Here is a 21,532-nt window from a genome sequence, read left to right as displayed (position 1 = left end):
GTCCGGTCATCGGTTACTCAGGACCGCGCGGCAGCGTTCCCGGTCAGGACCGCGCAGATGCGCATCGCGCGCGCTCCCACTGCCGCGTCTCCTCGCGATCCGCACGTCGAAGGATGCCGGCGTACTCCTCGCGGGCCGCGGGATCATCGGCGATCACCTCCGACATGAGCAACGAGAACTCGTGTTCCGGGTCGTCCTCCGCGATGACCGACACCTCGACGGGCCGCGCGGGATCGCACCAGTGGAACAGCGGGCGTTCGCTCGAACGGTCCCGCACCCAGCCCGCGGCGGTGAGCGCGCGCAGTGCCGCGTCCCGGCCCGCCTCATCACGGACCGTCACCTGGATATCGATGATGTCCGGCGCATCGAGTCCGCCCACCGAGGTCGGACCGACGTGGTCGATCCGCACGGCGACCTCCCCCAGGACGTGGCCCAGCCGCGCCGACGCCCGCTCCGCCTCGCCCGCCCACTCGGGACGGAACGGCACGACCGCCCGATCCCCTATCACCGGCGTGCCGGTCCGGAGATTGTGCTCGAACGGCAGCAGCCGGGACTCGACGAGCGATCGCGTCAGATCCGCGACGACCTGACGCTCCCCCGAGTTGTCGAGCAGGACGTCGGCGACCGCTCGCCGCTGCTCGTCGGTGGCCTGCCGGGACATGCGGGCCCGTGCGTCGTCCTCGGGCATTCCGCGCTGCTCGACGAGTCGCTGTAGGCGGATATCGGCGGGCGTGTCCACCACGATCACCAGGTTGTATCCCGGGGTCATCCCGCCCTCGACGAGCAACGGCATGTCGTGCACGACGATCGCGTCCTCCGGCGCCGTGCCGAACAGTTCGGCGGTGCGCTGGCCGATCAACGGGTGCGTGATCGCGTTGAGCGCGGCGGTGCGCCCCGCGTCCACGAACGCCAGCCCCGCCAGGGCCGCCCGGTCCAGTGCCCCGTCCATGCCGAGGATCTGCTCGCCGAACTCGGCGACGAGCATGGCCAGGCCCGGAGTGCCCGGCTCCACGACCTCACGTGCGATCCGGTCCGCGTCAACGATCACCGCCCCGGCCTCAGCGAGCACCGCGGTCACCGTCGACTTACCGGCACCGATCCCTCCGGTCAGACCCACCATCAACATGCCTGGAGTGTAAGTGACCCATCAATGTGCACCCCAATAACCACTTCCCCTAAACTCCCGCTTATGCGTCGTCGTTCAGCGATCAACTCGCTTCTCCTCACCGTGCCCGTGGCCGTCATGTCGGTATCCCTCGTGGCGCCGATCACCGCCGCCGCCCAGTCCTCGGGCTCGCTCGGCTCCGCCGGACTGCCCGGGTCGAGTGGCTCAGCGGGATCGACCGGATCGACGGGGTCCCAGAGCGGGCCGTGCAACAACTTCCTCGGCAACTTCCCTCCCGCCTCGCTGGGCTTGAACCTCACCACCGGTTCACTCGCCGACGCCGCGAACTCCGTGGCCGGTGTCGCGGCCTCCTCCGTGCGCGACTTCCCGCGGTGGATCACCAGTGACCAGGGCACGATCCCCGTACTCAAGGGCGCCACGTCCGTACTCCAGCTGGTCACCGGCCCCACCAGCCCCGCCAAGACCGATTCCGCGTACAACATCCACGGCACGGACCTCGGGATCATGTTCGAGCACGGCGACGAGACGATGGTGATGTTCGGGGACACCTTCGGCGACTGCACCCTGACGGACAACAGCTGGCGGTCCAACGTCATGCTCACGGCGCAGTCCGGCACACCCACGAACGGTCTGAGGATCACCGGCGCGCGGCCCTCCGACGGGAAGCAGGCAACCGCGCTGGTCCAGGGCGCCCACCAGGCGAACGGCGTGGGCGAGGTGACGGTGATACCCACCGCCGCGATCAGCGTCGGCGACACCATGTACATGCGCGTCATGTCCGTGCGGGACTGGAACGCCCCGGGTGGCTGGAACACCAACTACTCCGCACTGGTGAAGTCGGAGGACGACGGCGCCACCTGGACCGTCCTCACCGACTCGATGCGCCGCGTCACCAACTTCACTGATTGGAACCAGTCGGTGAAGTTCGATGCGCCACACACCGCTGAGAACCTGCCCGCAGTCGACCAGGACCGCTGGTACGGCATGCAGATGAGCGCCTTCCTCGAGGCCGACGGCCACCTGTACGAGTACATGACCCCGTCCGGGCGTCGCGGGCCGGCCACGCTCGCGCGTGTCGATCTCGACAAGATCGAGGACCCCACCGCATACGAGTGGTACGCGGGAGAAGGCGCCTGGGCCAACGAGCCGACCGACTACGAGGTCCTTCCGCGACCGGTCGAGGAGCTTTCCGTGGCGTACAACGAGCACCTGGACAAGTACGTGTCCCTGACCTCGATGGCGAGCGGCGTCGTCTCGATGCGGGTCGCAAACGAACCACAGGGCCCCTGGTCCGAGCCCCAGACTCTGGTCAACCGGCGCATGTTCCCCAACGCCTACGCACCGATGATCCACCCGGAGTCGATCACTTCGGGCGGGAGGTACCTCTACTACACACTCTCCACGTGGGATGCCTACAACGTCTTCCTGCTGCGCACCGACCTCGACCAGTTCGACTTCAGCGCACCCACCGCAGACACCAAGACCGACGTGCAGTCCCGTATCACCGTGGGCGAGGCGGTGAAGGCCGGCGCCATCAACGACGAGGGCGTGATCGACGAGCAGCGCCTGGAGGAGGCCGCCGAGACCGCACCGGCCGCACCCGAGCCGATCACGGAACCGGCGGGCCGCTGAGCCGCTCTCGGGCGGTGAACCGCGGACCCACCGCCGTGCGCTCCTGAAAGACGCGTACGACGAACACCCACCGGCGTCGGAGCACTATGCCTCCGGCGCCGGTAAGTTCATTTCGAGCAACCGTCCGAAAGTGCCGCTCCGCCTCGTCCGGCTCCTGCCGCCTCAGTCACCCCGCGGGCAGAGCGCGGAGGACGGGCCCGGGACTGTGGGCATCCTCGGCGCCCGATGACCTCGACGTCGTATACCACCACCCGGCCACGTTGACAGGCGCCGAGGCCCGACGCCACGTTCACCCCAGCGACGCGTCACACGCCCACTCCGGCTGTGCAGCGATCGCCCGAACCCGCGGGCGGGCGGCAAATAGGCGACGGCCCCGGCCCGCTCCCCTATCTCGGGAGCGGGCCGGGGCCGTGCTGAGTGCTACGAGACGGCTAGCGCCTCAGGGCAACGAGGATCACTCGCCGCCGGCCAGCTTCGCGCGCAGTGCGGCGAGCTGCTCGTCCGACGCCAGCGAACCGCTGGTCGACTCGGCCTGGCTGGCCTCGGCGGCCGGACGCGAGGCCGGAGCGGACTCCGACGAATAGTTGGTCGGCGCGGCCTCGGCGGCCTCCGCGGCGGCGGCGCGTCCCTTCTCGATCTGGGCGGTGTGCATCTTGTGACGACGCTCGGCCTCGGCGTAGCGGGCCTCCCACTCCTCACGCTGCTTCTCGAAGCCCTCGAGCCACTCGTTGGTCTCGGGATCGAAGCCCTCGGGGAAGATGTAGTTGCCGGCCTCGTCGTAGCTGTCGGCCATGCCGTACTTCGACGGGTCGAACTCCTCGGTGTAGTCCTCGTCCGCCTGCTTCAGCGAGAGCGAGATACGACGACGATCGAGGTCGATGTCGATGACCTTGACCATGGCGTCGTCGCCCACCGACACAACCTGGTCCGGGACCTCCACGTGGCGCTCGGCCAGCTCGGAGATGTGCACCAGACCCTCGATGCCCTCCTCGACGCGCACGAACGCGCCGAACGGAACGAGCTTGGTGACCTTGCCCGGGACGATCTGGCCAATCGCGTGGGTCCGGGCGAAGTGCCGCCACGGATCCTCCTGCGTCGCCTTCAGCGACAGGGAGACGCGCTCGCGATCCAGGTCGACATCGAGAACCTCGACGGTGACCTCCTGGCCGACCTCGACGACCTCGGACGGGTGATCGATGTGCTTCCAGGACAGCTCGGAGACGTGGACGAGGCCGTCGACGCCGCCGAGGTCCACGAACGCACCGAAGTTGACGATCGAGGACACGACGCCCTTGCGGACCTGGCCCTTCTGCAGCTGGTGCAGGAACTCGGAGCGGACCTCGGACTGGGTCTGCTCGAGCCATGCACGGCGCGAGAGCACGACGTTGTTGCGGTTCTTGTCCAGCTCGATGATCTTCGCCTCGAGCTCCTTGCCCACATACGGCAGGAGGTCGCGGACGCGGCGCATCTCCACCAGCGAGGCGGGGAGGAAGCCACGGAGGCCGATATCGAGGATGAGGCCGCCCTTGACGACCTCGATGACGGTGCCCTTGACGGCCTCGTCCTTCTCCTTGAGCTCCTCGATGGTGCCCCAGGCACGCTCGTACTGGGCGCGCTTCTTGGACAGGATCAGACGTCCGTCCTTGTCCTCCTTGGTGAGGACCAGAGCCTCGACCTCATCGCCCACCTCGACGACCTCACCCGGGTCGACATCGTGCTTGATGGACAGCTCACGCGAGGGGATGACGCCCTCGGTCTTGTAGCCGATGTCGAGCAGAACCTCGTCGCGGTCAACCTTGACGATCGTGCCCTCGACGATGTCACCATCGTTGAAGTACTTGATCGTGGCGTCGATGGCGGCGAGGAAGTCCTCGGCGGAGCCGATGTCGTTGACGGCTACCTGCGGGGACGTGGTGTTGGTGGTCATATGGTGGGGTGCTCCGAGGTGGATAGGAATCGTAGGTGGGCGGGAAAAACGCGAGCGTGTACGCACGCGACCGTCAACTGTACGCTTCCAGCGTGACGTCCACAAACCCCCCTGGACATGGAGAGTCTGTCCGCGCCTCCCGCACGTGGTGGGATTCCGAGGCCACCGAATATCACGCCACCCACGGGGACTTTCTCGGCGCCCACTCCCCCGACGGCGAGTTCGTCTGGTGCCCGGAAGGCCTGCACGAGGGCGACTGGCGGTTGCTGGGCGAGGTCGAGGGCCGCGATGTCCTCGAGATCGGTAGCGGCTCGGCGCCCTGCGCTCGCTGGATCGCCGGCCGCGGCGCCCGGGCCGTGGCGGTCGACCTCTCCGCGGGCATGCTCCGCGTGGGCGCGGAGGCCGCGAGCAGGTCCACCGGCCCGGCTGCATCGGTTCCTCTGATCCAGGCCGACGCCGGGCGGCTGCCCTTCGCCGACGACAGCTTCGATGTGGCGTTCTCCGCCTTCGGCGCGATCCCGTTCGTCGCGGATTCGGCGGGTGTGATGGCCGAGGCCGCCAGGGTGCTCCGTCCGGGAGGGCGCTTCGTGTTCTCCGTCAACCATCCGATGCGGTGGATCTTCCGCGACGACCCGGGGGTCGACGGGCTCGTCGCCGTCTTCCCGTACTTCGACCGGTCGCCCTACACGGAGTACGACGACGGTGAGCTCACCTACGTCGAACACCATCGGACCGTGGGCGACCGGATCCGGGAGCTGGTCGCGGCCGGCTTCGTCGTCCGGGATCTCATCGAGCCGGAGTGGCCCGAGTGGCTGGACCGGGAGTGGGGCCAGTGGAGTCCTCTGCGCGGGGGGATCTTCCCCGGCACCGCGATCTTCGTGGCCACGCTGCCCTGACATCGCGAGGCCGCCCGTTCGGTGGCCACCCGCGGTCCTGATACACGCGTCCCCTCGCGGGTGACAGCACACGAGGGGACGCGATCCGGCGGCATCGGCGGTCACAGGATCTTCGACAGGAAGTCCTTCGTCCGCTGCTGTGTGGGCGCTCCGAGCACGTCCGCGGGCTTGCCGGACTCGACCACGACCCCGTTGTCCATGAACGCGACGGTGTCGGCGACCTCCCTGGCGAAGCCCATCTCGTGGGTCACCACGACCATGGTCATCCCGGCCTCGGCGAGATCCCGCATCACGGCGAGCACCTCGCCGACCAACTCCGGGTCGAGTGCCGAGGTGGGCTCGTCGAACAGCATGAGCTTCGGCTCCATCGCCAGCGCTCGGGCGATGGCCACCCGCTGCTGTTGCCCGCCCGAGAGCTGAGCGGGGTAGGCGTCGGCCTTGGCCGCGAGGCCGACCGTCTCCAGAAGTCTCCCGGCCCGCTCGGTGGCCGTCGCGCGGGATTCGCCCTTCACCAGCATCGGCGCCTCGATGATGTTCTCGAGTGCGGTGCGATGCGGGAAGAGGTTGAAGTGCTGGAACACCATCCCGATCTCGCGGCGCTGCCTGGCGGCTTCCTTGGGTGAGATCTCGTAGAGCTTGTCGCCCTTCTGCCGGTATCCCACCAGCGCGCCGTCGACGTACAGGCGTCCCGCATCGACCTTCTCCAGGTGGTTGATGCACCGCAGGAACGTCGACTTGCCCGATCCGGACGGACCGACGAGACACAGCACCTCACCGGCGCCCACCTCGAGGTCGATGCCCTTGAGGACCTCCAGCGACCCGAAGTTCTTCACTACCTGGTCGGCCTTGACCATCGGCGTCATCGGTTCCCCCCGGGCTGGTCGGTGACGGTCGGACCCGCGGCCCCGCTGGCGGCCAGTGACGACGGGGTCAGCCCCTCGGCATCGGCCAACGCCCGCAGCTGCTTGCCGGTCAGCTTCCGGGTCGCGCCGCGGGAGAACCGCTTCTCGAGGTAGTGCTGGCCCACCATGAGGACGCTGGTGATCACCAGGTACCAGGTGGCCGCCACGAGCAGCAACGGGATGGGCTGGAAGTTGACCCCGGAGATGTCGCGGGCCTGCCCGTACAACTCCCCGGAGAACGGGATCGCCACCACCAGCGAGGTCGTCTTGAGCATCGAGATGAACTCGTTGCCCGTCGGCGGGATGATCACCCGCATCGCCTGCGGGAGGATCGTCCGACGCATCGTCTGACCCCAGGACATACCCAGCGCCGTGGACGCCTCGGCCTGCCCTTCCGGAACCGACGAGATGCCGGCGCGGACGATCTCCGCCATGTAGGCGGCCTCGTTCATCGCCAGACCGATCACGGCGAGCCAGAAGGCCGAGTAGAGGACCATCGTGTCGTCGAACCGGATGAACTGGATCTCGGTGAACGGGATCCCGAACTGGACCTGCCGGTAGATCGTGAAGACCAGACCCCAGAACAGCAGCTGGACGTAGACCGGTGTCCCACGGAAGATCCACAGGTAGACCCAGGCGACCGACTTGAGCACCGGATTGCTGCTCATCCGCATCACCGACAGGATGATGCCGAGGACCACCGCGAGGATCATCGACAGCAGCGTCAGCGCGATCGTGTAGAACGCCGCGGTACCGAACCGGGTGTCGAACAGGTACCGGCCGTAGGTGTCCCACCCGTAGGCGGGATTGGTGGCGGCGCCCCAGATGAACAGGAACACCAGGACCAGGACGACGACCGCGGAGACCCATCGCCAGGGATGCCGCAGCGGCACCGCCTTGATCGGTGTGGGCGCCGACCCCGAGGGTGTCCCGGTACCCATTTCCGTGCTGCTCACGGAGCGGTCACTCCCGGATCTCGGACTGGGAGATCAGCCCGTTCTCGACGCCCCAGTTGGTGGCGATGGTCTCGAAGTCACCGGATTCGATGAGCTCGTTCGCGGCCGCCTGAAGGGCCACGGCCAGCTCGTTGCCCTTACGCACGGGCCAGCCGTACGGCGCGGAGTCGAACACCTCGCCGACGAGCTGCATTTTTCCGCCGGACTGCTTGACCGCGTACGCCGAGATCGGGGAGTCCGCCGACATGGCGTCGACCTTGCCCAGCGCGACGGCGGTGGAGGCCTCGTCCTGGGTATCGAACTGGACCTTCGTGATCGCGGGCTTGCCCGCGGCGACACAGGCTTCGCTGCGTGCGGGCACATCCTCCTGGTCGGAGACGGTGGTGCGCTGGACGGCGACCCGCAGCCCGCACGCGTCATCCGGATTCACGTCGCTGCCCGCGGCGGCGGCCCACTGGATCCCGGCCTCGAAGTAGGTCACGAAGTCGACGGTCTCGAGCCGCTCGGCGTTGACCGTGAACGAGGAGGCGCCCATGTCCATGGTGCCGCCCTCGATGGCGGGGATGATCTTCTCGAAATCCGACTCGCGGAAATCCGCCTCCAGGCCCATGACCGCGGCGACGGCATCCATCACGTCGATGTCGAACCCGACGATCTCGCCGTTCTCGTCCTTGAACTCGTTGGGCGCGTACGGGGTGTTGGTGCCGATCACGATGACCCCCCGCTCGCGTAGTTCCGCCGGGACGAGCGCGGCGATCTCGTCGTTCACCTCGACGGCCACCTCCTCACGCGGTTCACCGGAGTCTTCCGGCCCCTCGGTGTTGGTGGTGCAACCGGTGAGCACGAGGGCCGCGGTGGCGGACATGGCCAGGGCGGCACGCAGTCCGCGCCGTGAAGTGAAGGTCATGACAGGCCTTTCAGGCGTTGTTTAGCCGAATCTGCAATGAACCTAGGGCATCCGGGGACCGGCACAAAATGAATCGGCCGTATCGGATCGGGGTCGGTACGGGATCTGAACGTGGACGGGTCGGGACCCCGTCCGGGGTTCAGTGCGCGGCCTCGTCCCAGTCGGGCCCTGTGCCGGTGGACACGTCGAGCGGCACGTCCAGCTCGATGGCCGAGTACATACGATCCACCACCAGGTCTCGCACCTCGTCGAGCTCCCCCTCGGCGACCTCCACCACGAGCTCGTCGTGTACCTGCAGCAGGAGCCGGCTCTTCAGCCCGCGCTCGGTGAGGTCGGCATCGACCCGGAGCATGGCAGCCTTGATGATGTCGGCGGCGGTGCCCTGGATCGGCGCATTGAGTGCGGCCCGCTCGGCGTTCTCCCGCTTGAGCCTGTTGTCCGAGTTGAGCTCGGGCAGGTACCGGCGGCGACCGAACAGGGTCTCGGTGTAGCCGTCCCGCCGCGCCTGTTCGACAACGGCCTTCAGGTAGTCGCGGACCCCGCCGAACCGTGCGAAGTAGGCGTCCATCTGCTCGCGCGCGTCCCCCTGGCTGATCCCGAGCTGCGCGGCCAGACCGAACGCGCTGAGGCCGTAGGCCAGTCCGTAGCTCATGGCCTTGACCCGGCGCCGGAGCTCCGGCGTCACCTCGTCGATCGGCACGCCGAACGCGCGCGATCCGACGAACGAGTGGAGGTCCTCGCCGGTCCGGAACGCCTCGATCAACCCCTCGTCACCGGACAGGTGTGCCATCACGCGCATCTCGATCTGGCTGTAATCCGCGGTGAGCAGGCAGTCGTATCCCTCTCCCACGACGAACGACTGTCGGATGCGGCGCCCGTCCTCGGTACGGACGGGGATGTTCTGCAGGTTGGGGTCCGTCGAGGACAGCCGCCCGGTGGCGGCAACGGTCTGGTTGAAGGTGGTGTGGATGCGCCGGTCGTCGCCGATGGTCTTGATGAGCCCCTCGACGGTGGTGCGCATCTTGGTGGTCTCGCGGTAGAGCAGCAGCGCCTCGAGGAACGCCCGGCCGGGGGTCTCGCCGGTCTCCTTCGCCAGCAACTCCTCAAGCGCCTTGGCGTCGGTGGTGTAGCCGGTCTTGGTCTTCTTGGTCTTGGGCATGCCGAGTGTCTCGAACAGCACGACCTGCAGCTGCTTGGGCGAGCCGAGGTTGATCTGCTCACCGCCGATGGCCGCGTACGCCGCCTCCTGCGCCTGCCGGCCACGGTCGGCGAACCCGTCGCGCAGCTCGTCCAGTGCGGCACCGTCCACCGCGATCCCGAGCGACTCCATCCGCGCCAGCACCGGTACCAGCGGAAGTTCCATCTCGGCGAGCAGCCGGGCGCCGTGCACCTGATCGAGCTCCACGTCGAGACGGTCCGCCAGATCGACCACCGCGCGGGCGCGGGTCGCGGCCGCGTCGGCGTTCTTCTGCTCGACCTCGGCGTCGTCCTCCTCGTCGAGCAGCGACAGTTGCTTCTCCCCCGCCTCGACCTCGGGCAGCTCCCGCTGAAGGTGGCGCTGGTACAACTCGGCCAGCCCGTAGCTCCGTTGGCCGGGGCGCACCAGGTAGGCGGCGAGTGCCACGTCCATCGTGACCCCGCCCAGGGCGAGACCGCGCCCGGCGAGGGCGTGGGTGGCGGCCTTGGCGTCGTGGAGGGCCTTGGCCACCGCCTCGTCCGAGAGCCACGCCTGTAGAGCCTGCTCGTCGGCGGGGCCGATCGCCGCGAGGCCGAGGTGACCGGAGGCGCCGCCCGCGGCGGCGATGGTGATGGTCTGCGCGTCGCCCGCGCCGGGCTTGGACGGTCCGACGACGACGACGCCATGCCGCTGCCCGGCCGGCGCGTGCGCGGCCAGCCAGTCGGAGACCTCACCGGCGTGCAGGACCGAGGCCTGCTCGAGTGCGACCTCGGCGACCGGCTCGGGTGCCCCCTCCGGCAGGAACGCCTTGAGGAAGCGGTCGCGGGCCTGCGGCCCGAACTCCAGGCGGTCGAACAGCGCGTTGACGTCCGCTCGCTCCGGGGAGTGGCGGACCAGATCCGGGAGCCCGACGCCGAGGTCCAGGTCGCGGGTCAGTTCGGTGATCCGGCGATTGAGCTGCACCTGCGGCAGATGCTCGCGGAAGCTCTCGCCGACCTTGCCCTTGACCTCGTCGGCGTGGGCGATGAGCTCGGACAGTGATCCGTACTGGGTGATCCACTTTGCCGCCGTCTTGTCCCCGACCTTGGGCACGCCCGGCAGGTTGTCGGAGGTGTCGCCACGCAGCGCGGCGACGTCCGGGTACTGGGCGGGGGTCACGCCGTACTTCGCCTCGACGGACTCCGGTGTGTACCGGGCGAGCTCCGAGACCCCCTTGACCGGATACAGGACCGTCACCGCGTCCGTGACGAGCTGGAGAGCGTCCCGATCGCCGGTGCAGATGAACGTGCTCGAGCCCGGGGCCGCCGCGACGGTCTGGGTGGCGAGGGTGGCGATGATGTCGTCCGCCTCGTGGCCCTCGAGCGACAGGGTCCGCACCCCGAGCGCGGCGAGCGCCTCCTGGATGAGCTCGACCTGCCCCTTGAACTCCTCGGGGGCGGCGGACCGGGTCGACTTGTACTCCGGGTACTCGGCCGTGCGGTGCAGCGTCGCGCGGGAGACGTCGAACGCCACCGCGAGGTGCGTCGGCTCCTCCTCCGTCACGAGATTCGCCACCATGGACAAGAAGCCGTAGACGGCGTTGGTGTGCTGCCCCGATGCGGTGGAGAAGTTCTCCGCCGGCAGCGCGTAGAACGCCCGGAACGCCAGCGAGTGCCCGTCCAGGAGGAGCAGACGCGCGGGCCCGTCCTCGACGACGGCGGTTGACGGGGTACTGGCTTCGACGGTCTGACTCGTGGTGCTCACACCGCCACTCTAGGGCGGGCGTCGGACAGACGCTCGACGGTCGTCGGTTAGACTTTCCGACCAGCGGCTCGCCGCGCCCGCCCCCGTAGCCCAATTGGCAGAGGCAACGGATTCAAAACCCGTCCAGTGTCGGTTCGAGTCCGACCGGGGGCACCACGTACGGCCGACCCTCTCCCGCCCTGTCCCTCAGACGTGTCCCTCGGACCGTCATTCGACGTCGGACGGCATGGACCCCACATATACTCGCGTGGCATCCGGCTGCTCCCCACCGTTCCCTGCGGGGCGCCGCTTCCCGGATCCCTGATCCGTAAGAGGAGACTCGTTGACGACCCCGAAATCCGCGGCACCCGACACAGGCGACGACCGCGGTGGTACCGACCAGAGTGGTTCCGACGGCAGTGAACTGAGCCGCAGACAGATACTCGTCATCCTCGCCGGCCTCATGGCCGCGATGTTCCTGTCCAGCCTCGACCAGACCGTGGTCTCTACGGCGATCCGGACCATCGCCGACGACCTGGACGGGCTCAGCGCCCAGGCATGGGTCACCACGGCGTACCTGCTGACGTCGACCATCTCGACACCCCTGTACGGGAAGTTGTCCGACATCTACGGACGCAAGCCGTTCTTCATCGTGGGCATCATCATCTTCGTGGCCGGTTCGATACTGAGCTCGTCCTCCACGTCGATGTACGAACTCGCCGCGTTCCGCGGTTTCCAGGGCCTCGGCGCGGGCGCCCTGATGTCGCTGTCGCTGGCCATCCTCGGTGACATCCTCCCGCCCCGCGAGCGCGCCAAGTACCAGGGCTACATGCTGGCGGTCTTCGCCACGTCGTCGGTGCTCGGCCCGCTCATCGGCGGGTTCTTCGCCGGTACGAGTTCCATCCTGGGCATCGCCGGGTGGCGGTGGGTCTTCCTGGTCAACTTCCCGATCGGGGCGATCGCACTGACCATGGTCATCCTCACCCTCAACGTGAAGAACGTGCGGGTGCAGCAGCGGGTGGACTGGGCGGGCGCGGCCGCCATCATCGTGGCGCTCGTCCCGCTGCTGGTCGTCGCCGAGCAGGGCAGCACGTGGGGTTGGGGCTCGCCCATCGCGCTGGTGTGCTACATCGTCGGTGTTCTGGGCATCGGCGTGTTCGTCATCGTCGAGGCCCGCGCCGGCGACCACGCCCTGATCCCCTTGAGGCTGTTCCGCGATCGCACGTTCACGATCATCACCATCGGCAGCGTCATCGTGGGCATGGCCATGTTCGGGGGGCTGATGACCCTGCCGCTGTACATGCAGATCGTGCACGGCGCCGACCCCATGAAGTCCGGTCTCATGATGCTGCCGCTCGTGGTGGGCATGATGGGCGCCTCGATCGTCTCGGGCCAGCTCATCTCCAAGACCGGCTACATCCGCGGGTACCCGATCGCCGGTACCGCCATCGCCGCGGTGGGGCTGTTCCTGCTGTCGACCATCGATGCCCACACCTCGCTGTGGCTGGTGATGACCTACATGTTCATCATGGGGATCGGCCTGGGTAACTGCATGCAGCCGCTGACCCTGATCATCCAGAACACGGCGAGACCACAGGAGATCGGCGTGGCCACCGCCGCGGCGACGTTCTTCCGTCAGCTCGGCGGCACCGCCGGCGTCGCGGTCTTCCTGTCCATCCTGTTCAGCCGCGTCGGAGGGGCGATCCGCGACCAGCTCGAGATCGCGGAGAAGAACGGCAGCCTCGCACGCGGGATCCGGGAAGGTCTGGCCGACCCGTCACTGCGGCAGGACAAGGAGGCCTACTCGATCCTGGAGGCCCTCGCGGATCCCGGCGGCGGGGCGGCGGCCGGCGCGCTCGAGGCCGCGACCAAGGATTCCGCCGTGATCAACCGTCTCCCCGCTGCCGTCGCGTACCCGTTCGAGCAGGGCTACGCGCTGAGCATGTCCAGCATCTACCTGGTGGCCGGGATCCTGGCCGTCATCGCCACGGTGGTCCTGTTCTTCCTGCCCCGCATCGTGCTGCGGACGACCTCACCGCAGGCGGACGCCGCCCGGGCCGCTGCAGCGGCCGCGGCCTCCGGCACACATCCGGAGGCCGCGGAGGTCGCCGCCACTCCAGCCCCGGTCGTGGCGGACGGTCCGGAGACTCCGGACGTGGGCGGAGCGACCGACCCCCGCGGGGCCGGAGGGGCGACGACGACGAGCAGTTCCCCGCCCGACCCGGCCCGCTGAGGCGCGGACACCCGGCGGGCCTGCCCGGGCCCCGACCGAGCAGGCCCGCCGACCGGACGAACGCTACCGTCCGGCGGGCTCCCCGTTCTGACTGCGCACCCTACTTCTCGGCGTCGGCCTTGAGGTTGGTCAGCAGCTCGTGCTGGATCCGCTTGAGGCCGGCCGGGGCGAAGGTGCGCTCGAAGAAGCCACCGACTCCCCCGGCGCCGTCCCACGAGGTGGTCATCTCGACCAGCGAACCGCCGGTGGCCTCCCGCACGGTGTAGGTCGTGGCCATGGAGGAGTTCGCGTCCTGCTCCACGAGTGACCAGTGTCCGGCGGCGTCCTCGACCGTGACGCTCACCTTGACGTCGCGGCTGCGCTTCTTGGTGGCCTGGAGGTGCCAGGCGGCGACGGTGCCCTGGCCCTGCCCGCCCTCGATAAGACGGTAGGCGCTGAACTGCTCGGGCTGGATGCGTGGGCGCACGCCCGCATAGTCGGCGATAGCCGTGGTCACGGCCTCGACTGGCGCCTCGATGACGATGGTGTTGGTGGCGGTGACCCTGGCCATGTGTGGTGTTCCTCCTCGCGAGGCCCGACCTGGTCGCGGACCGGTGTTCGCCGGGCCGGCACCCACGGACGGGCGCGTCGGACAGGAACCATCCTGCCCGACGCGCCCGTCACTGTGCGAGGTGCGGATCAGTGCCCGCGTCGGATCCACTCCTCCAGGTGCGGGGACTCGTCCCCGACCTTGGTGCCGTCGCCGTGGCCGGTGTGCACGAGCGTCTCGGCTGGCAGGGTGAGGATGCGCTCCCGGATCGAGGTGATGATGGTCGGGAAGTCCGAATACGAACGCCCGGTGGCGCCCGGCCCCCCGGAGAACAGGGTGTCACCGGAGAACAGGACTCCCGCCTCGGGGACATGGAAAACACATGATCCCGGCGAATGACCGGGGGTGTTCATGACGTCGACCCGCGTGCCCGCGATCTCCAGCTTCTGACCGTCCGCGAGGTCTCCGTGGGACACGTCGGGATGGGTCTCGTCCCACAGCATCTGATCGCCGGGGTGCACCAGAATCGGGGCGTCGAGTTTCTCGGACAACTCGGGGGCCACCGTGATGTGGTCGTTGTGGGCGTGCGAACACAGGATGCCCTTGACCTTGCGTCCGGCCACCGCGTCGATGATCGGCTGAGCGGTGTGGGCGGCGTCGATCACGAACACCTCGGAATCGTCACCGAGGATCCAGATGTTGTTGTCCACCTCCCATTCGCCGCCGTCGAGCGCGAAGATCCCGCTCGTGACGACCTTCTCGATACGCAGCCCGCCGGTGTGGCTGGCACTGGTGTAGGTCTCGCTCACAACGTCACCACCGATCGCAGGACAGAGCCCGCCTTCATCGCATCGAACGCCGCCTCGACCGCGTCGATACCGATCCGCTCCGAGACGAACTTGTCCAACGGCAGACGACCCTGCAGGTGCAGATCGACGAGCATCGGGAAGTCGCGCTCCGGCAGGCAGTCCCCGTACCACGAGGACTTGAGGGAGCCGCCACGACCGAAGAAGTCGAGCAACGGCATCTCGAGTCGCATCTCCGGGGTCGGGACGCCGACCAGGACCACGGTCCCGGCGAGGTCTCGCGCGTAGAAGGCCTGCTCGTAGGTCTCCGGACGACCGACCGCATCGATCACCACGTCCGCGCCGAACCCTCCGGTGAGCTCCTGGATCGCCGTCACCGGGTCCGTCCCTCGCGAGTTGACCGTGTGGGTGGCGCCGAAGTCCTTGGCCCATTCGAGCTTGGTGTCATCGATATCGACCGCCACGATCGTCGAGGCGCCGGCGAGCCGGGCGCCGACGATGGCCGCGACGCCCACTCCGCCACACCCGATGACCGCGACCGACTGGCCACGGCTCACGCCGCCGGTGTTGACGGCGGCGCCGATGCCGGCCATCACGCCGCATCCGAGCAGGCCCGCTACGGCCGGATCGGCCGACGGATCCACCTTGGTGCACTGGCCCTCGTGCACGATCGTCTTGTCGATGAACGCGCCGATACCGAGCGCGGGCGTGAGCTCGGTGCCGTCGGTCAGCGTCATCTTCCCGGAGGCGTTGTGGGTCGCGAAGCAGTACTGCTGCTGGCCGCGCTTACAGGCCCGGCACTCGCCGCACACCGCGCGCCAGTTGAGAACCACGAAATCGCCCTCGGCCACGTGCGTGACGCGCTCGCCCACGGTCTCCACGATGCCCGCGGCCTCGTGGCCGAGCAGGAACGGGTACTCGTCGTTGATCCCGCCGTCGCGGTACGCGAGGTCCGTATGGCAGACCCCACACGCCTGCACGCGGACGATGACGTCGTTCGGTCCGGGGTCGGGGACCACGATGTCGACCAGCTCGACCTCGGCCCCCTTGCTGCGGGCGATGACGCCCTTGACGGTCTGCGACATTGATCGCCTCTCCGCTAGATCTGAATACTCCCGCACCACTGTGTCAGAAAGCCCGACCGGTGGCGCGACAACAGCTCGCGCCCCGCCTCCCGGGTGGGAGACGGGGCGCGAGATCAGGTGTCGAGCCGGGCCGAAGTATCAGACGACGACGCCGTTGCCGCGCAGCCACGGCACCGGATCGATCCACTGGCCGGCGGCGTTGCGGACGCCGAAGTGCAGGTGCGGGCCGGTCGAGTATCCGCGGTTGCCGACGGTGCCGATGACCTGGCCGGCGTTGACGCGCTGGCCGACGGAGACGTAGTTCGTGTCGTTGTGGCCGTACTCCAGCAGCTCGCCGTCATCGGTCTGGATCCGGATCCACAGGCCGTAACCGGACGCGGGCCCTGCGGCGACGACCTGGCCGGACTTGGCGGCGTACATCGGGGTGCCGATGGGCGCCCCGAAGTCGGTGCCGTTGTGGAACGTGCCCCACCGCGGGCCGAAGCCCGAGGTGATGGGGCCGTGGGTGGGTGCGTGTGCGCCCCCGACGCCCGGGACGCCCAGCGAGCCGAGCATGGACGGATCGATCGCGAAGTCGTTCGCGTAGTCGCGCAGCTGCTGCTCGTTCAGCCCGATGCCCTGGATCACACCCTGTGCCATCTCGGCGAGCTGGTCGGGATTGACCTCCGCCGACTGGGCGGAGGCGGCGGGAGCGGCGGCCATGGCGACGCCACCGGAGAGAGCTGCACCGGCGACGGCGCCGGCGACGAGGCGACCCATCCGGGCCGACGAACGAACTGCACGGTGACGGCCGGTGGCCGCAACGGAGCCATCGACACCGAGCCGGTCGGCGAGCTCGGCGAAGGGGATGCGAGTGGCGTCGGTCATCAGGGAAACCTCAAAGTCTGTTGCGGGGTAGAGCAGAGGGCCGACCGGCTTCCCCGGTGGCCTCCAAAAAGGTAACAGAACTGTATCGGTGCTGTCACGCCAAAAAAACAAATAGGCGCAAAGATGCCGGTCAGCGAACTGCTGACCGGCACCTACGCGACGTTATCCGACAGTGATCAGTGGTCGGCCTCGCCCATCCGGTGGACCAGGATGAAGTTCGTCGACCCCTCGACGCCCGGCACGTTCCCGGCCACGAGCACGATGAGATCGTCCTCGTTGTAGCCCTCGAGCGGGAGCAACATCTCATCGGTGACCTTGACGACCTCCGCGGTGTCGTTGATCCGGTCGGTGAGGAACGTCTCGGTGCCCCACGTCAACGCCAGCTGGCTGCGGATCCTCGGGTCGCCGGTGATCGCGATGAGCGGCAGGTGACTGTGCAGACGCGCCAACCGCCGCACGGTGTCACCGGTGGAGGTGACCGCGACCAGAGCCTTCGCCCCCAGCCGCTCGCCGATCTCCTTGGCCGAGTACGAGATCACGCCGCGCTTCGTGCGCGGGATGTGGACGAGGTCCGGCGCCGCGGTGGAGTCCGACTCGACGGCGAGGGCGATCGACGACATCGTCCGCACCGCGTCGATCGGGTACTTGCCCACGGAGGTCTCCCCGGACAGCATCACCGCGTCCGCGCCGTCGAGCACTGCGTTGGCCACGTCAGACGCCTCCGCCCGAGTCGGCCGGGAGTTCCCGATCATCGACTCCAGCATCTGGGTCGCGACGATCACGGGCTTGGCGTTCTCACGGGCGATCTGGATGGCCCGCTTCTGGACGAGCGGCACCTCCTGGAGCGGCAACTCCACGCCGAGATCACCACGGGCGACCATGATCGCGTCGAACGCCAGCACGATGGCTTCGAGGTTCTTGATGGCCTCGGGCTTCTCCAGCTTGGCGATGACCGGCGCATGGATGCCGACCTCATCCATGATCTCGTGCACCAGGTCGACGTCGGCCGGGGAACGGACGAACGACAACGCGATGAAGTCCACGCCCAACTCGAGCGCGAAACGCAGGTCCGCGATGTCCTTCTCACTCAGCGCGGGGACCGAGACGTTCATTCCGGGCAGGGAGACGCCCTTGTTGTTGGAGACCGTGCCGCCCTCCGTGACCAGGCAGTGCACATCCTCTCCCTCGACCCGCTCGACGGTGAGGCCGATGTTGCCGTCATCCACGAGCAGACGGTCGCCGGGGCGCGCGTCATCCGCGAGCCCCTTGTAGGTGGTGGAGACGCGCTCCTTGGTGCCCTCGACCTCCGCGACGGTGATGACCACGCGGTCGCCCTCCGCCCAGACGTGGCTGCCCTCGATGAAGCGGCCGAGCCGGATCTTGGGCCCCTGGAGGTCGGCGAGCACGCCCACGGCGCGGCCGGACTCGTCCGAGGCCTTACGGACCCAGCGGTAGTTCGTCTCGTGATCGGAATGCTCGCCGTGACTGAAATTCAGTCGCGCGACGTCCATTCCGGCGTCGACGAGTTCACGGATGCCGGCTTCGGAGGCGACGGCGGGACCCAGGGTGCAGACGATCTTCGTACGACGGTTCACCCGGACCAATCTAGTCCCCTCGGTCGGACTGCCGGTGAACCGGACGTCAACGACCGGCCAACGGGGGTGCTTCCCCCGACTATCCGGTGTTGTCGCCTCCCGCCGGGCGGTGCGAGTCGGCGCCGGCACGGCCGGGTGCCGGGTCGTCGGCGTTGTCCGAGGGGACGGTGTTGTCCGAGGCGACAGTGTTGTCCGAGGCGACGGTGTCGGCCTCGTCCGCAGCCCGCAGCTCCGCGGGTTCCTCGCGGCCCCGACGGGCCCGCCAGACGTAGATCAACGCCACCACCATCACGACCACCGAGACGATGGTGTTGATGCGGAGACCGAACACCAGTGTCGCTTCGTCGGCGCGCATGAGCTCCACCCAGAACCGACCGAAGCAGTACAGCGCCACGTACAGGGCGAAGACCCGGCCGTGGCCGAGCCGGAACCGGCGGTCGACCAACACCAGGACGACCGCCACGAGAACGTTCCACACCAGCTCGTAGAGGAACGTGGGATGGACGGTCGCGAGCACCTGGCCGGTGGATCGCCCGATGGTCTCGGAGTAGCCGTAGGTCTCGTCGTAACGTTGGTAGATCTCCAACGCCCACGGCACATCGGTCTCGCGACCGTAGAGCTCCTGGTTGAAGTAGTTGCCCAGTCGGCCGATGCCCTGCGCCAACACGATGCCGGGCGCCACGGAGTCGCCGAACGCGCCGATGGCACGGATGCCCTGTTGCCGCAGGCCGATGTAGGCACCGAGCGCGCCGAACAGGACGGCGCCCCAGATCCCGAGGCCGCCGTCCCAGATCTTCAGCGCGTCGACGGGGTTCTTCCCCTCACCGAAGTAGCGGTACCAGTCGGTCGCGACGTGATAGACGCGGCCACCGATCAGTCCGAAGGGAATGGCCCACAACGCGGTGTCGATGACCACGCCGGCCCGACCGCCGCGGGAGACCCAGCGCTTCTCGCCCCACCAGATCGCCACGACGATCCCGAGGATGATCCACAGCGCATAGGCGCGCAGCGGCAGCGGCCCGATCTCCCACACCCCCTGCGGCGGACTGGGGATCATGACGGACGCCCCGGCCGGCGCACGCCCTCGGCGAGCTCGGCGGTGAGTCGGCCCAGTTCCCCGAGTCCCTCCGACGCGGCGGTGATCAACGCGGAACCGACGATCACGCCGTCGGCGTACGAGGCGATCTCCGCGGCCTGGTCGCCGTTGCGGACCCCGAGTCCGACGCCACAGGCCAGACCCGAGAGCTCGCGCACACGGGCCGTGAGCACCTCGGGGGCGTCCGTGACGACGTCACGGGCGCCGGTCACACCCATGACCGCCTGGACATAGACGAACCCGCCGGTCTGCGCCAGCGTCATGGCGAGGCGCTCCGGCGTGGACGACGGCGCGACCAGGAATACCCTGTCCACGCCATGCGCATCGGTGGCCGCGATCCACTCGTCCGCCTCGTCCGGGATCAGGTCCGGGGTGATCACTCCGGCTCCACCGGCCTCGGCGAAGTCGGCGGCGAACCGCTCCACGCCGTACTGCAGGATCGGATTCCAGTAGCTCATCACCGCCGGCACGGCGCCGGCCTCGGCGACGGCGCGGACCACCTCGAAGGTGTCGCGAACCCGGAAGCCGGCCTCGAGCGCGGTGTTGGCGGCCGCCTGGATGGTCGGGCCGTCCATCATCGGGTCGGAGTACGGGATACCCACCTCGACGACATCGCACCCATTGGCCACCATCGTGCGCACGGCCTCGATCGATCCCTCGAGTGTCGGATACCCGGCCGGGTAGTACCCGATGAGCGCGGCCCGGTCCTCGGCCCGGCACCGCTCGAACACGTCACTGAGAACGCTCATCCCTCGACTCCCCCGTCCGCGTACGCACCCTCGCCGTCGTCGTTGGTCTGGCGTGAATCAACCCCGGCCTCGGGCGGGGCGCCCCCGTCCAACAAGCCGAACCACCGGGCGGCGGTGTCGACGTCCTTGTCTCCTCGACCCGACACGTTGACCAGGATCAGCCCGACGCCCTCGGCGGCGAGCTGGGCCGCGCCCGCGACCGCGTGCGCGGACTCGATCGCCGGGATGATGCCCTCGGTGCGGCACAGCTGGGCGAAGGCATCCATGGCCTGCGAGTCCGTGACCGGGCGGTACTCGGCCCGGCCGACCTCGGACAGGTGTGAGTGCTCCGGCCCGACACCGGGGTAGTCCAAACCCGCGGAGATGGAATGCGACTCGATGGTCTGGCCGTCCGCGTCCTGCATCAGGTGCGCGTACGAGCCCTGGAAGACGCCCGGGCGGCCGGCGTTGACGGTGGCCGCGGTCCGCCCGGTGTCCACACCGTCCCCGCCGGCCTCGCAGCCCACGAGTCGTACCGAGGCGTCGTCGATGAACGGATGGAACAGGCCGATCGCGTTGGAGCCGCCGCCGACGCACGCGACCGCCGCGTCAGGGAGCCTGCCGGCCTGGTCGAGCATCTGCGCTCGCGCTTCCGTTCCCACGATCCGCTGGAAATCACGGACCATCGCCGGGAACGGGTGGGGCCCGGCTGCCGTGCCGAAGGCGTAGTAGGTGTCATCCGCCCGGGACACCCAGTCCCGCATGGCCTCGTTGATGGCGTCCTTGAGCGTGGCCGAGCCGATCTCCACCGCCTCGACCTCCGCGCCCAGCAGCCGCATCCGGGCCACGTTCAGCGCCTGGCGCCGCACGTCGACCGCGCCCATGTAGACCTTGCACTCGAGCCCCAGCAGCGCGCACGCGGTGGCCGTGGCGACACCGTGCTGACCGGCGCCCGTCTCGGCGATCACCCGCGACTTGCCCATCCGCTGGGCCAGCAGCGCCTGCCCGAGAACGTTGTTGATCTTGTGCGAGCCCGTGTGGTTGAGATCCTCACGCTTGAGGAACACGCGGGCGCCCACCTCGGCACCGAACCGCTCCGCCTCGTACAGCGGTGACGGGCGTCCGGAGTAGTGACGCTGCAACCGGTCCAGCTCCCCGAGGTATCCCTCGTCTGCGCGCGCCTTGCCGTAGGCGTCGGTCACCTCGTCGATCACCGCCATGAGCGCCTCGGGGACATAGCGTCCGCCGAACAGCCCCCAGTGGCCCTTCTGATCGGGCTCGTGGTCGGTGGGGGTACGCAGAACGTCCCCCATCGTGGGAAGTGGTGGCAGATCGTAGGAATTCACGG

17 protein-coding genes and 1 tRNA gene are annotated in these 21,532 nt (G+C 68.6%); 4 read left to right on the top strand and 14 right to left on the bottom strand.

Annotation, left to right across the window (positions count from 1 at the left end; all coding sequences use genetic code 11):
• Positions 1 to 43: 43 nt before the first annotated feature.
• Complete coding sequence (coaE, locus tag ACWIFB_RS15025) at positions 44 to 1,126, bottom strand: dephospho-CoA kinase (RefSeq protein ID WP_454058676.1); 1,083 nt, start codon at positions 1,124 to 1,126, stop codon at positions 44 to 46.
• A gap of 63 nt (positions 1,127 to 1,189) precedes the next feature.
• Here coaE and ACWIFB_RS15020 point away from each other — a divergent pair, with 63 nt between their 5' ends.
• Positions 1,190 to 2,758: a DUF4185 domain-containing protein gene (locus ACWIFB_RS15020; RefSeq protein WP_454058675.1), complete on the top strand. Its 1,569-nt coding sequence runs from the start codon at positions 1,190 to 1,192 to the stop codon at positions 2,756 to 2,758.
• Between the two features lie 454 nt (positions 2,759 to 3,212).
• On the opposite strand, the gene rpsA is transcribed toward ACWIFB_RS15020, so the two are convergent.
• Positions 3,213 to 4,685, bottom strand: coding sequence for a 30S ribosomal protein S1 (rpsA, locus tag ACWIFB_RS15015; protein WP_230931322.1), 1,473 nt, complete (start codon positions 4,683 to 4,685; stop codon positions 3,213 to 3,215).
• A 92-nt stretch (positions 4,686 to 4,777) separates the two neighbouring features.
• On the opposite strand from rpsA, the gene ACWIFB_RS15010 reads away from it, so the two are divergent.
• The gene (locus ACWIFB_RS15010) at positions 4,778 to 5,581 is read left to right on the top strand and encodes a class I SAM-dependent methyltransferase (protein WP_454058674.1); all 804 of its coding nucleotides are present in this window, start codon (positions 4,778 to 4,780) and stop codon (positions 5,579 to 5,581) included.
• A 101-nt stretch (positions 5,582 to 5,682) separates the two neighbouring features.
• Here ACWIFB_RS15010 and ACWIFB_RS15005 read toward each other — a convergent pair whose 3' ends face one another.
• The 4 genes from ACWIFB_RS15005 to polA all read right to left on the bottom strand — a co-directional run bounded on the left by ACWIFB_RS15005 (position 5,683) and on the right by polA (position 11,266).
• A complete protein-coding gene (locus ACWIFB_RS15005) occupies positions 5,683 to 6,444 on the bottom strand; it encodes an amino acid ABC transporter ATP-binding protein (RefSeq protein ID WP_454058673.1) in 762 nt (253 codons plus the stop codon).
• Positions 6,441 to 7,424, bottom strand: coding sequence for an amino acid ABC transporter permease (locus ACWIFB_RS15000; RefSeq protein ID WP_454058700.1), 984 nt, complete (start codon positions 7,422 to 7,424; stop codon positions 6,441 to 6,443). The genes ACWIFB_RS15005 and ACWIFB_RS15000 overlap by 4 nt, the downstream gene beginning before the upstream one ends.
• Before the next feature lie 22 nt (positions 7,425 to 7,446).
• On the bottom strand, positions 7,447 to 8,346 hold the full coding sequence (locus tag ACWIFB_RS14995) for an ABC transporter substrate-binding protein (protein WP_454058672.1): 900 nt from the start codon (positions 8,344 to 8,346) through the stop codon (positions 7,447 to 7,449).
• A gap of 139 nt (positions 8,347 to 8,485) precedes the next feature.
• On the bottom strand, positions 8,486 to 11,266 hold the full coding sequence (gene polA, locus ACWIFB_RS14990; RefSeq protein ID WP_454058671.1) for a DNA polymerase I: 2,781 nt from the start codon (positions 11,264 to 11,266) through the stop codon (positions 8,486 to 8,488).
• Positions 11,267 to 11,345: 79 nt separating this feature from the next.
• On the opposite strand from polA, the gene ACWIFB_RS14985 reads away from it, so the two are divergent.
• Positions 11,346 to 11,422, top strand: a tRNA-Leu gene (locus tag ACWIFB_RS14985).
• Positions 11,423 to 11,588: 166 nt separating this feature from the next.
• Entirely contained in the window at positions 11,589 to 13,478 is a 1,890-nt protein-coding gene (locus ACWIFB_RS14980; protein ID WP_454058670.1) for an MDR family MFS transporter, read from the top strand.
• Positions 13,479 to 13,578: 100 nt separating this feature from the next.
• On the opposite strand, the gene ACWIFB_RS14975 is transcribed toward ACWIFB_RS14980, so the two are convergent.
• The 8 genes from ACWIFB_RS14975 to trpB all read right to left on the bottom strand — a co-directional run bounded on the left by ACWIFB_RS14975 (position 13,579) and on the right by trpB (position 21,497).
• Entirely contained in the window at positions 13,579 to 14,028 is a 450-nt protein-coding gene (locus tag ACWIFB_RS14975; RefSeq protein WP_230931270.1) for an SRPBCC family protein, read from the bottom strand.
• Between the two features lie 128 nt (positions 14,029 to 14,156).
• Positions 14,157 to 14,816 carry an MBL fold metallo-hydrolase gene (locus ACWIFB_RS14970; protein WP_454058669.1) on the bottom strand — a complete coding sequence of 220 codons (660 nt, stop codon included), beginning with the start codon at positions 14,814 to 14,816 and terminating at the stop codon, positions 14,157 to 14,159.
• Positions 14,813 to 15,898, bottom strand: a complete 1,086-nt coding sequence (locus tag ACWIFB_RS14965) for an S-(hydroxymethyl)mycothiol dehydrogenase (protein WP_454058668.1) — start codon at positions 15,896 to 15,898, stop codon at positions 14,813 to 14,815. Before ACWIFB_RS14965 ends, ACWIFB_RS14970 begins: the two co-directional genes overlap by 4 nt.
• Positions 15,899 to 16,036: 138 nt before the next feature.
• Entirely contained in the window at positions 16,037 to 16,765 is a 729-nt protein-coding gene (locus tag ACWIFB_RS14960; RefSeq protein ID WP_452100160.1) for a M23 family metallopeptidase, read from the bottom strand.
• Between the two features lie 176 nt (positions 16,766 to 16,941).
• Positions 16,942 to 18,360 carry a pyruvate kinase gene (gene pyk / locus ACWIFB_RS14955; protein ID WP_452100161.1) on the bottom strand — a complete coding sequence of 473 codons (1,419 nt, stop codon included), beginning with the start codon at positions 18,358 to 18,360 and terminating at the stop codon, positions 16,942 to 16,944.
• Positions 18,361 to 18,439: 79 nt separating this feature from the next.
• Complete coding sequence (gene lgt, locus ACWIFB_RS14950; protein WP_452100162.1) at positions 18,440 to 19,417, bottom strand: prolipoprotein diacylglyceryl transferase; 978 nt, start codon at positions 19,415 to 19,417, stop codon at positions 18,440 to 18,442.
• Complete coding sequence (trpA, locus tag ACWIFB_RS14945) at positions 19,414 to 20,205, bottom strand: tryptophan synthase subunit alpha (RefSeq protein WP_452100163.1); 792 nt, start codon at positions 20,203 to 20,205, stop codon at positions 19,414 to 19,416. Before trpA ends, lgt begins: the two co-directional genes overlap by 4 nt.
• Positions 20,202 to 21,497: a tryptophan synthase subunit beta gene (gene trpB, locus ACWIFB_RS14940; protein WP_454058699.1), complete on the bottom strand. Its 1,296-nt coding sequence runs from the start codon at positions 21,495 to 21,497 to the stop codon at positions 20,202 to 20,204. The genes trpA and trpB overlap by 4 nt, the downstream gene beginning before the upstream one ends.
• Positions 21,498 to 21,532 lie beyond the last annotated feature (35 nt).

The organism is Dietzia sp. NPDC055340, assembly GCF_053645335.1.
Note: the sequence above shows the minus strand (reverse complement) of the source record. Positions and strands in the feature narration are given on the sequence as shown.

Excerpts from the sequence above, each read along its gene's own strand:
- coaE (WP_454058676.1), bottom strand. The coding sequence starts at position 1,126 with ATGTTGATGGTGGGTCTGACCGGAGGGATCGGTGCCGGTAAGTCGACG.
- ACWIFB_RS15020 (WP_454058675.1), top strand. The coding sequence starts at position 1,190 with ATGCGTCGTCGTTCAGCGATCAACTCGCTTCTCCTCACCGTGCCCGTG.
- rpsA (WP_230931322.1), bottom strand. The coding sequence starts at position 4,685 with ATGACCACCAACACCACGTCCCCGCAGGTAGCCGTCAACGACATCGGC.
- ACWIFB_RS15005 (WP_454058673.1), bottom strand. The coding sequence starts at position 6,444 with ATGACGCCGATGGTCAAGGCCGACCAGGTAGTGAAGAACTTCGGGTCG.
- ACWIFB_RS15000 (WP_454058700.1), bottom strand. The coding sequence starts at position 7,424 with ATGGGTACCGGGACACCCTCGGGGTCGGCGCCCACACCGATCAAGGCG.
- ACWIFB_RS14995 (WP_454058672.1), bottom strand. The coding sequence starts at position 8,346 with ATGACCTTCACTTCACGGCGCGGACTGCGTGCCGCCCTGGCCATGTCC.
- ACWIFB_RS14975 (WP_230931270.1), bottom strand. The coding sequence starts at position 14,028 with ATGGCCAGGGTCACCGCCACCAACACCATCGTCATCGAGGCGCCAGTC.
- ACWIFB_RS14965 (WP_454058668.1), bottom strand. The coding sequence starts at position 15,898 with ATGTCGCAGACCGTCAAGGGCGTCATCGCCCGCAGCAAGGGGGCCGAG.
- ACWIFB_RS14960 (WP_452100160.1), bottom strand. The coding sequence starts at position 16,765 with ATGACCGACGCCACTCGCATCCCCTTCGCCGAGCTCGCCGACCGGCTC.
- lgt (WP_452100162.1), bottom strand. The coding sequence starts at position 19,417 with ATGATCCCCAGTCCGCCGCAGGGGGTGTGGGAGATCGGGCCGCTGCCG.
- trpA (WP_452100163.1), bottom strand. The coding sequence starts at position 20,205 with ATGAGCGTTCTCAGTGACGTGTTCGAGCGGTGCCGGGCCGAGGACCGG.
- trpB (WP_454058699.1), bottom strand. The coding sequence starts at position 21,497 with ATGGGGGACGTTCTGCGTACCCCCACCGACCACGAGCCCGATCAGAAG.